Here is a 1,328-nt window from a genome sequence, read left to right on the forward strand (position 1 = left end):
TCAAATGAATTGACGGGGGCCCGCACAAGCGGTGGAGCATGTGGTTTAATTCGATGCAACGCGAAGAACCTTACCTACTCTTGACATCCAGAGAATCTAGCGGAGACGCTGGAGTGCCTTCGGGAACTCTGAGACAGGTGCTGCATGGCTGTCGTCAGCTCGTGTTGTGAAATGTTGGGTTAAGTCCCGCAACGAGCGCAACCCTTATCCTTGTTTGCCAGCGAGTAATGTCGGGAACTCCAGGGAGACTGCCGGTGATAAACCGGAGGAAGGTGGGGACGACGTCAAGTCATCATGGCCCTTACGAGTAGGGCTACACACGTGCTACAATGGCGCATACAGAGGGCKGCCAACTTGCGAAAGTGAGCGAATCCCAAAAAGTGCGTCGTAGTCCGGATTGGAGTCTGCAACTCGACTCCATGAAGTCGGAATCGCTAGTAATCGTGGATCAGAATGCCACGGTGAATACGTTCCCGGGCCTTGTACACACCGCCCGTCACACCATGGGAGTGGGCTGCAAAAGAAGTGGGTAGTTTAACCTTCGGGAGGACGCTCACCACTTTGTGGTTCATGACTGGGGTGAAGTCGTAACAAGGTAGCGCTAGGGGAACCTGGCGCTGGATCACCTCCTTATACGATGATTATTGCGATGAGTGTTCACACAGATTGATGGTTTATAACGTTATAGAGATAGATGTGGGGCTATAGCTCAGCTGGGAGAGCGCTTGCATGGCATGCAAGAGGTCGACGGTTCGATCCCGTCTAGCTCCACCATTACTAAAGGTTTTCATTTAGAATCTTTAATAATGGTTTTCATTAGAAAATCTGCTCTTTAACAATTTGGAAAGCTGACAAAACAACAATTTATTGTTGTTTGTAAAGTTCTCAATGTTTGTCTTTAAGACAAACACCAACAAACACATTCAAGTGTTCTTGAGAATGTCACTTTTAGTGACTATTCGAAATTGAGTCCGGCAAAATCAACGCTATCTCGCTCATTCAAATAATGAGATAGCAACTTTGGTTGTTTGACTAGAAGACCCTTTGGGGTTGTATGGTTAAGTGACTAAGCGTACACGGTGGATGCCTTGGCAGTCAGAGGCGATGAAGGACGTAGTAACTTGCGATAAGCGTAGATGAGGCAGTAACAGCCACTTGAGTCTACGATTTCCGAATGGGGAAACCCACTGGCATAAGCCAGTATCATTGAGTGAATACATAGCTCAATGAAGCGAACCGGGAGAACTGAAACATCTAAGTACCCCGAGGAAAAGAAATCAACCGAGATTCCGAAAGTAGCGGCGAGCGAAAATTGGATTAGCCCCTTA

1 tRNA gene and 2 rRNA genes are annotated in these 1,328 nt (G+C 47.6%); all 3 read left to right on the plus strand.

Annotation, left to right across the window (positions count from 1 at the left end):
- Positions 1–633: ribosomal RNA gene (locus CIK04_RS01690) — 16S ribosomal RNA — on the plus strand; the annotation flags it as partial.
- A gap of 65 nt (positions 634–698) precedes the next feature.
- Positions 699–774 (plus strand) — tRNA-Ala (locus CIK04_RS01695).
- Positions 775–1,056: 282 nt separating this feature from the next.
- Positions 1,057–1,328, plus strand: a 23S ribosomal RNA gene (locus CIK04_RS33130); the annotation flags it as partial.

It is taken from the genome of Vibrio sp. 03_296 (assembly GCF_002265885.1).